Raw genomic sequence first — 8,944 nt, forward strand, 5'->3', positions numbered from 1 at the left:
TGTAGAACTGGAAGTTATTGCCGCCCAGGTGTTTGGCGTGCTGCATGGCCATGTTCGATTGACTGACCAACGCGGAAATTTCCCGCGCGTTGTCCGGCAACAGGCTGACGCCCATCGAGGCGCTTACCACCAGCTCGTGCCCTTCCACCGTCACCGGCACCCGCAGCTTGGCCAGCAACCTCGTGGCCACCCGCGCCAGGCTCGACAGGTTGCCGTAGGCGTCGAACAGCACGGCGAACTCATCGCCGGACAGGCGTGCAATGGTGTCCGCTTCGGGCAGCGCATTGATCAAGCGCCGGGCCATTTTCTGCAGCAACTGGTCGGCGACTTCATGGCCCAGGCTGTCATTGAGCAGCTTGAAACGGTCCAGGTTGATATGCAGCAACGCCAGGCTGCGTCCACCCTGGCGCACCCGCGCATGGGCTTCGCGCAGTCGCTCGCGAAACAGCGAACGATTGGCCAGGCCGGTAAGTTCGTCGTAGTGCGTGAGGTAGCGCATGCGCTCTTCAGATTCGCGCCGCGCCGACAGATCGGCGAAAAACCCCACGATATGACTGACGCTCCCACGAATATCGCGCACCACATTCAATTGCAGCCACTGCGGGTAGAGCTCGCCGTTCTTGCGGGTTTCCACCAACTCGCCCTGCCAGGTGCCGTGGTTGAGCAAGGCCTGGCGAATAACCGGAAAATGCCGGCGGGCGTCACGGCTGCAAGGCAACTCCACCACATTGCGACCGAGCATATCGTCGATATCAAAGCCGGTGACGCGACTGAACGCCTGGTTTACAGCCACCAGTACGTAGTCCGGGTTGAGGATCACAATACCTTCGCTGGCCGCTTCGAATACCGTCGACGCCAAGCGCTGTTGCTCTTCCAGGGCCTTGCCGGCGCTGATATCGCGACGGGTGCCAAGCATTCGCGTTACGCGGCCACTGGGCGCTCGCTCCACGGCGCGGCCACGGTCTTCGATCCATACCCAGTGGCCGTCGCCATGGCGCACGCGGTACTCCACCAGGTAATCCTCGCTACGCCCCTTGAGGTGCTCCACCAGCGCGCGCTTGAGCAACGGCAAGTCTTCGGGGTGCAGACGAGGCTTGAGATGGCTGAGCATCGCCGTGACGTACTCGGGCTCCAGGCCGAACAGTTCCTTGAGCTGGGTGTGGTGGACTTCGTCGGTTTGCAGGTTCCAGTCCCACAGGCCCAGCTCGCTGGCCTGCAGGGCCATGGCCAGGCGCGCTTCGCTTTTGTTCAGGGCCAGGCTGGCGGCATCCAGCTCCTGGCTGCGTTGGGCCACCCGGTCCTGCAGACCGACTTGTACGTCGCGCAACGCCTGCTCGACCTGACGGCGCTGCTCGACTTCGCGCACCAACTCCAGGTTCAGCTGCTCGCTGCGCTGCTGGGCCTTCTGCAGGTGCTCGATCAGCGCCTGGTTCTGGAAGCGTCGCAACAACCCGCGCTGGATCAGGCGGTTGACCTGCCACGCCACCACACTCAAGGACGCCAGCAGAATCAGGCCGAGTACACCCCAGCCTTGCTGCTGCGGGGCACCGTTCCAGAACAGATAGACGATGGCCGGCACCAGGCACGGCAAGGCAAATGACAGGAACGCCGGCAGGCTCACGGCATAGGCCACGCTGGCCGACAGCGTGGCCGCGCCAATCAGGCCGAACACCCAGGCTTGCTGCACAAAGCTGTCCGCCGGCACCAAGGCGATGGCCGCGATGGCCAGGGTCAGGCCGCTGACCGCCGAGCCAAGCATGAACATGCGTCGCCACACCGGCTGGGCCTGGCGGCTGGGCATGGCCGAATCAAACGCCGCAACCTGGATCACGCGCATGGCCACCAACGCGAGCAGCCACACCAGCCAGATGCTGTCCAACAGGTATTGCTTGGGGTTCCACAACAGCCAGGCGCAAACCAGGCCGTTGACCAGCATTAACAAGGTAGGCAACAACGAGCCCTGATACAGCAGGCGTGTGCGCTCCACCGCCATCTCAGTGGCGTAGTGCTTGCGGATAACCTGCGCGGGGGCCGCCGAGGGGCCGAACAGGTCAGTGCTGAGGGTCATAGGCAGTGTTCTTATAATGGTGAGCCCGAAACGTCGACGGAGCATACACAAGCAAGCGCTTGGGCCAAACTGCTCCACGTCATAAAAACCGTCTGCCCCTGAACCGCAAACGGCGGGGCCAGAGGGCTTGAGCGAGGCGCTGCGGGGTCTGCGGCCATTGACCGACCGGTCATCACCCCGACTGTTTTCCGTCGACCAACCGGTATTGGTGTTTGCCCCACTCCCCCGAGGGCCATAGAATGCGCCGATGCGCGATGATCTCTCTCTTTTGCTGAACTCCCTCAACGATGCCCAACGCCAGGCCGTAGCGGCCCCCGTTGGCCGTCAGTTGGTCCTGGCCGGTGCTGGCTCCGGTAAAACCCGAGTGCTGGTGCACCGTATCGCCTGGTTGATCCAGGTCGAAAACGCGTCCCCCCATTCCATCCTGTCGGTGACCTTCACCAACAAGGCCGCTGCCGAGATGCGCCACCGCATCGAGCAGTTGATGGGTATCAGCCCGGCCGGCATGTGGGTGGGCACCTTCCACGGCCTGGCGCATCGCCTGTTGCGCGCGCACTGGCAGGAAGCTGGCCTGGCACAGACCTTTCAGATCCTGGACAGCGACGACCAGCAACGCCTGGTCAAGCGCGTGATCCGCGAACTGGGCCTGGACGAACAACGCTGGCCGGCCCGTCAGGCCCAATGGTTTATCAACGGCCAGAAAGACGAAGGCCTGCGCCCGCAGCATATCCAGGCCAGCGGTGATCTGTTCCTGGCCACCATGCGCAGCATTTATGAAGCCTACGAGGCCGCCTGCGCACGCGCCGGGGTGATCGACTTCTCCGAACTGCTGCTGCGCGCCCTCGACCTGTGGCGTGACAACCCAGGCTTGCTGGCCCATTACCAGAAGCGTTTCCGGCACATCCTGGTGGACGAATTCCAGGACACCAACGCCGTGCAGTACGCCTGGTTGCGCCTGCTGGCCAAGGGCGGCGACAGCCTCATGGTGGTGGGCGACGACGACCAGTCGATCTACGGCTGGCGTGGCGCGAAAATCGAGAACATCTACCAGTATTCCGAAGACTTCCCGGACGCGGTCACCATCCGCCTGGAGCAGAACTACCGCTCCACCGCAGGCATCCTCAAGGCCGCCAACGCCTTGATCGCCAACAACACCGGGCGCCTGGGCAAAGAGCTGTGGACCGACGGCGGTGAAGGCGAAGCCATCAACCTCTACGCCGCGTTCAACGAGCACGATGAAGCGCGCTACGTGGTGGAAACCATCGAAAGCGCCCTGAAAACCGGCCTGGCGCGCAGCGATATCGCGATCCTGTACCGCTCCAACGCCCAATCGCGGGTGCTGGAAGAAGCCTTGCTGCGCGAACGCATCCCGTACCGCATCTATGGTGGCCAGCGCTTCTTCGAGCGCGCCGAAATCAAGAACGCCATGGCCTACCTGCGCTTGCTCGAAGGCCGTGGCAACGATGCGGCGCTGGAGCGGGTGATCAATATCCCGGCCCGTGGCATCGGCGAAAAAACCGTCGAAGCCATTCGCGATCACGCACGCCACACCGATGTGTCGATGTGGGAGGCCATGCGCCTGCTCATCGCCAATAAAGGCCTGACCGGGCGCGCAGCCGGTGCGTTGGGTGTGTTTGTCGAGCTGATCGAGAATCTTGCCGCCAAGTGTTCGGAAATGCCGCTGCACTTGATGACGCAAACCGTGATCGAGCAGTCCGGCCTGATCGCCTACCACGAAGCGGAAAAAGGCGAGAAAGGCCAGGCCCGGGTAGAAAACCTTGAGGAACTGGTGAGCGCCGCCCGCGCGTTTGAAAACACTGAAAACGAAGAAGACCTCACTCCGCTCGCGGCTTTCCTTGGCCACGCGTCACTGGAGGCCGGGGATGCTCAGGCCGACGAGCACGAAGACAGCATCCAGCTGATGACCTTGCACAGCGCCAAGGGTCTGGAGTTTCCGTATGTGTTCCTGGTAGGCATGGAAGAAGGCCTGTTCCCCCACAAGATGAGCCTGGAAGAGCCCGGCCGCCTTGAGGAAGAACGCCGCCTGGCCTACGTGGGCATCACCCGCGCCATGCAAAACCTGGTGATGACCTACGCCGAGACCCGACGCCTGTACGGCAGTGAGACCTACAACAAGGTGTCGCGTTTCGTACGTGAAGTGCCGAAGGGTCTGATCCAGGAAGTGCGCTTGTCCAACAGCGTCAGCCGACCGTTCGGCGGGGGTCAGCAGCAGAGCTCCAGCAGCCTGTTTGCGGGTTCCGAGATTCCGCAAACCCAGTTCAGCCTTGGCCAGCAGGTCAGGCACTCGGTGTTTGGCGAAGGCGTGATCCTCAATTTCGAAGGCGCTGGCGCACAGGCCCGCGTGCAGGTGAATTTTGCCGAAGGCAGCAAGTGGCTGATGATGGGCTACGCCAAGCTCGAAGCCGTCTGAAACATTTCCACTGTAGGAGCGAGCTTGCTCGCGAAGATCGCTAACGATGACGCGGACATTCTGCATGAACGCGTTGCCTGGGCATTTTTCGCGAGCAAGCTCGCTCCTTCAGAGGGCGGCTTAACATGAAGCTTATTGGCCCGCCCTTGTTTTTAACGAGGGCGGGCCAATATCAGTAATAAGTCCTACAGACCATTCTGAATCGGTCTTACGCAAAAGCCCGAAACATTATGTCGCTAGCCACTGTCACTACACCTGTGCAACATGGCGCGCGTGCAATCCACAAATGGGAATTCCCTTTATGAAACGATTTCTTAGCATCGCCATGGCGTTGTGCATCGGCTTGACGATGAGCCTCGACGCCAACGCCAAGCGCTTCGGTGGCGGCAAAAGTTCGGGCGCAGCCCCGACTCACCAGACCAGCCAAATGGCTCCATCCGCCGGTGCTGGCGGGGCTGCGGCTACCGCAGGCGCAGCCGGTGCTGCCGGCGCTGCTGCCAAGGCCGGCGGTGCTTCGCGCTGGTTGGGCCCTCTGGCCGGCATCGCCGCCGGTGGCCTGCTCGCGTCCATGTTCATGGGGGGCGGCTTCCAGGGCATGCAGATCTTCGACATGCTGATCCTGGCGGTCATCGCGTTTGTGATCTTCCGCTTTATCGCCGCCCGTCGCCGCAAGCAGCAGGAGCACCTGGCTCCAGCCGGCGCGCCGATGCAGCGTGAAGTGTTCGAGCAAAAACCTGCCGTGGGTTCGATCTTCGGTGGTTCGGCAGCCCCTGCTGCAGCCCGCCCGGTGATCAACGCACCGGCCTGGTTCAACGAAGAGCGCTTTATCGAAGCGGCCCGCAGCCACTTCCAGTCCCTGCAGCAACACTGGGACGCCAACGAAATGGACAAGATCGCCGAGTTCGTGACCCCACAACTGCTGGAGTTCCTCAAGCGCGAACGTGCCGACCTGGGCGACGGTTTCCAGTCGACCTACATCGACGACCTGCGCGTACAACTGGAAGGCGTGGATGATCGCGCCGACAAGACCATCGCCACCCTGACCTTCAGCGGTGTGTCGAAGACCTCGCGCTTCGACCAGGGCGAAGTGTTCAGCGAAAGCTGGAACATGGAACGTCCACAAGGCGAAAACCAGCCTTGGCTGGTAGCTGGTATCCGCCAGAACGGCTGAAGCCCGCACGCGTGAACAAGCAATAGCGAAAACCCCGGACATGTTCCGGGGTTTTCTATTTCACGGTTGCACTTATAGCGAGCTACTGTATAAAACGCCCCTATAAACCGCGCCATCTAGCAAGAGGATCCCGGCCGTGGAAGAAATCATCGAACAATTGCGTGAAGCCAACGAACCGGTCCCGGTTCCTCTGGAGCTGCCTGACGAAGACCAGCTGGTGGAAGTTGAAGAACAACTGTTCATCAACATCCCGTTTGTCTTCAAGGAATTCCTGCTGACCGTCAGTGATGTGGTGTACGGCAGCCTGGAACCGGTGACCATCACTGATCCTGGCTCCCATACCTACCTGCCGGAGGTGGCAGCGACTGCCTGGGACATCGGCGTGCCTCGCGAGCTGATCCCTATCTGCCAGGATGGCGACGATTACTACTGCGTCGAAGAAGACGGCACCGTGGTGCTGTGGTCCGGCGAAGAAGAGATCGTCACCGAAGAGTCCTGGGAGTCTGTATGGCACTGGGCGCGGGACGTGTGGCTCGAAAGCTGAGACGCCTGTAGGAGCGAGCGCGCTCGCGAGAAACCCGAGAGCACCACTGGGTGTCAGGTTTCCCGCGTTATCGTTAACGACCTTCGCGAGCAAGCTCGCTCCTACAACGTATCCTTGTGGTTATCCAGCGTCTCCAACAAGGCGACCTGCATCCGCGTATGCACGCGGATGAACCACCGCCACAGCACGGCCGCCACCGCCGCCGTGACCACGGCGATCAGCACCAGCAACTTGTTGGTCGGCAGAATACTGGCCGACAAGGCTGCCAATAGCAGGAAGATCACCAGCAGCGACAGGATCGGAATCAGCTCCGCGATCACCCGTCGCACACGCTGGGTATGGCGCCCGGCCATTTCCGGTTTCACGCTCATTTCGGCCAGCAGCATCGACAACGCCTTGAGCTTGCGATACGCCGCAATCAAAAACGGTAGCGACAGCAGCAACGCCCCGCCCCAGATCAACGCCTTCTGCCAGCTTGGATCGCTGATCCAACCCTCCAGGTAGCCGCCAATACGCTTCGCAAAAAAGCTGCCGGTAAAGAAGATCGCCACCACCAACGCTAGGTTCACCCCCACTTGCAGGATGATCTTGCGGATCATCGACGCCAGCATCGCGCCCTCGCCCTGAGGCTGAATGCTGCGCAGCCATTCGCCGTACATCCCGAACACACGGCTCATGCGCTTGGGCATCACTGCCGCGATCTTCAACGACAACGGGTCAGCACCGCGAATCAGGTAAGGGGTCAGCAACGTAGTAATCGCCGAAACAGCCACCGCCACCGGGTAGAGAAAGTCGCTGGTGACCTGGAGCGTCATCCCCAGCGCCGCGATGATGAAGGAAAACTCACCAATCTGTGACAGCCCCATGCCCACGCGCAGTGAGGTGCGGCCGTCATTGCCGGCGATAAACGCCCCTAGGCCGCAGGACAGCATCTTGCCCAGCACCACTGCCACGGTAATCACTGCAATCGGCCAGGCGTATTGCAGCAGGATCTGCGGGTCGATCATCAGGCCGATGGCCACAAAGAAGATTGCACTGAACATGTCGCGAACCGGCTCGATCAGGCGCTCGATCTTAATCAACTGCCGGGATTCGGCCATGATCGCACCGATCAGGAAGGCGCCCAGCACCATGCTGTATTCCAGCTTGACCACCAGCAGGCAAAAACCGAAACACAGGCCCAGCACGGTGATCAGCAGCATCTCGTTACTTTCGAACTTGGCCACGTAGGCCAACAGGCGCGGCACCAGCAAAATGCCGATCACCAACGCCACGATCATGAACAGCGACAGCTTGCCGACGGTGGAAAACACCTCGCCGGAGCTGACCGTGCCGCTGACGGCAATGCTCGAAAGCAACGCGATGATGCCGATGCCGAGGATGTCTTCGACGATCAGCACGCCAAAAATCAGTTGGGCAAAACGCTGGTTCTTCATCTTCAGGTCGTTGAGGGCCTTGACGATGATAGTGGTAGAGGAAATGGCCAGGATTGCGCCCAGGAACAGTGAGTCCATGGTGTTCCAGTCGAACCATTGGCCGATTTCGTAGCCGATCCAGATCATCAGGATGATCTCCAGGAACGCCGCGATAAACGCCGTGGCCCCCACCTTGAACAGCTTGCGCAGGCTGAACTCCAGGCCCAGGCAGAACATCAGGAAGATCACCCCAAGCTCAGCCAGGGTCTTGATGGTGTCTTCGTCGTGGATCAGGCCGAATGGCGGGGTGTGAGGACCGATGATAAAACCGGCGACGATATAGCCCAGCACCACTGGCTGCTTGAGGCGGTGGAACAGGATGGTGACAACCCCTGCCACCAACATGATCACGGCCAGGTCCTGGATAAAGCTGATGGCGTGCATGGCGAGGGGCTCCTTGAGGGTACTGGCGCTTTTCCCACTTCCGCGCGCACCTTTAAACGGTCGCAAAATGCGGAAGGAAAAGTCTGCCTAAATCGTAAGAAATGCCCTGAGATGGGCTTTTGCAGGTTAACACCGCGACTTCCGGCAGAAAGCCGGTGCAATATATGGAAACAGATCGGTGCAGGCGTGACGGCAAGCCGCCTGCCAGCGTCCCGTAAAGGAAGGCGCAGCAAAGAGTCCAGCACCCGCAGAGGTGCCCCCCAACCAATGCCTACAACCCGTGAGTGTGCTATGGAACCCGGAAACGCCCAGCTGTCGATGACGGTGCTGATGACCCCCGATATGGCCAACTTCTCTGGCAATGTCCACGGCGGCACCCTGCTCAAGTACCTCGACGAAGTGGCTTACGCTTGTGCGAGCCGTTATGCCGGTCGCTACGTGGTAACGCTGTCTGTGGACCAAGTGATTTTTCGCGAGCCGATCCATGTGGGCGAGTTGGTGACCTTCCTCGCCTCGGTCAACTACACCGGCAACACTTCGATGGAGGTGGGCATCAAGGTGGTGACCGAGAACATCCGCGAGCGCTCGGTACGCCATACCAACAGTTGCTTCTTCACCATGGTGGCCGTGGACGACCAGCGCAAACCGGCCGCCGTGCCGCCGTTGCAGCCCCACAACAGCGAAGACAAGCGCCGCTTTGTGCAGGCCCAGCAGCGCCGACAGATCCGCCAGGAGCTGGAGAAGCGGTATCAGGAAATCAAGGGCTGAAGCGCCGTAAATCTCAATCTGTAAACCCAATCAAAATGTGGGAGCGGGCTTGCTCGCGAATGCAGTGTGTCAGTCAACTCATTCGGGTCTGACACACCGTATT

The 8,944-nt window shown here is 60.8% G+C and carries 6 protein-coding genes; 4 read left to right on the forward strand and 2 right to left on the reverse strand.

Annotated elements, in window-relative coordinates:
* The coding region (locus tag DYL59_RS30900; RefSeq protein WP_135292577.1) for a diguanylate cyclase domain-containing protein at positions 1-2,068 on the reverse strand (2,068 nt) is incomplete at its 3' end.
* A 247-nt stretch (positions 2,069-2,315) separates the two neighbouring features.
* Between DYL59_RS30900 and uvrD the strand changes: the two genes are divergently transcribed.
* The 3 genes from uvrD to DYL59_RS30915 all read left to right on the forward strand — a co-directional run bounded on the left by uvrD (position 2,316) and on the right by DYL59_RS30915 (position 6,214).
* Positions 2,316-4,499: a DNA helicase II gene (gene uvrD, locus DYL59_RS30905; protein ID WP_135292578.1), complete on the forward strand. Its 2,184-nt coding sequence runs from the start codon at positions 2,316-2,318 to the stop codon at positions 4,497-4,499.
* Positions 4,500-4,800: 301 nt separating this feature from the next.
* On the forward strand, positions 4,801-5,670 hold the full coding sequence (locus tag DYL59_RS30910) for a Tim44 domain-containing protein (protein ID WP_135292579.1): 870 nt from the start codon (positions 4,801-4,803) through the stop codon (positions 5,668-5,670).
* Positions 5,671-5,806: 136 nt separating this feature from the next.
* Complete coding sequence (locus DYL59_RS30915; protein ID WP_105695902.1) at positions 5,807-6,214, forward strand: SMI1/KNR4 family protein; 408 nt, start codon at positions 5,807-5,809, stop codon at positions 6,212-6,214.
* 101 nt (positions 6,215-6,315) lie between these two features.
* On the opposite strand, the gene DYL59_RS30920 is transcribed toward DYL59_RS30915, so the two are convergent.
* A complete protein-coding gene (locus DYL59_RS30920) occupies positions 6,316-8,073 on the reverse strand; it encodes a cation:proton antiporter (RefSeq protein WP_135292580.1) in 1,758 nt (585 codons plus the stop codon).
* Between the two features lie 291 nt (positions 8,074-8,364).
* Between DYL59_RS30920 and DYL59_RS30925 the strand changes: the two genes are divergently transcribed.
* The gene (locus DYL59_RS30925) at positions 8,365-8,841 is read left to right on the forward strand and encodes an acyl-CoA thioesterase (RefSeq protein ID WP_017739034.1); all 477 of its coding nucleotides are present in this window, start codon (positions 8,365-8,367) and stop codon (positions 8,839-8,841) included.
* Positions 8,842-8,944 lie beyond the last annotated feature (103 nt).

This window comes from Pseudomonas kairouanensis, assembly GCF_004682055.1.
GTDB lineage: Bacteria > Pseudomonadota > Gammaproteobacteria > Pseudomonadales > Pseudomonadaceae > Aquipseudomonas > Aquipseudomonas kairouanensis.

Excerpts from the sequence above, each read along its gene's own strand:
- uvrD (WP_135292578.1), top strand. The coding sequence starts at position 2,316 with ATGCGCGATGATCTCTCTCTTTTGCTGAACTCCCTCAACGATGCCCAA.
- DYL59_RS30910 (WP_135292579.1), top strand. The coding sequence starts at position 4,801 with ATGAAACGATTTCTTAGCATCGCCATGGCGTTGTGCATCGGCTTGACG.
- DYL59_RS30920 (WP_135292580.1), bottom strand. The coding sequence starts at position 8,073 with ATGCACGCCATCAGCTTTATCCAGGACCTGGCCGTGATCATGTTGGTG.
- DYL59_RS30925 (WP_017739034.1), top strand. The coding sequence starts at position 8,365 with ATGGAACCCGGAAACGCCCAGCTGTCGATGACGGTGCTGATGACCCCC.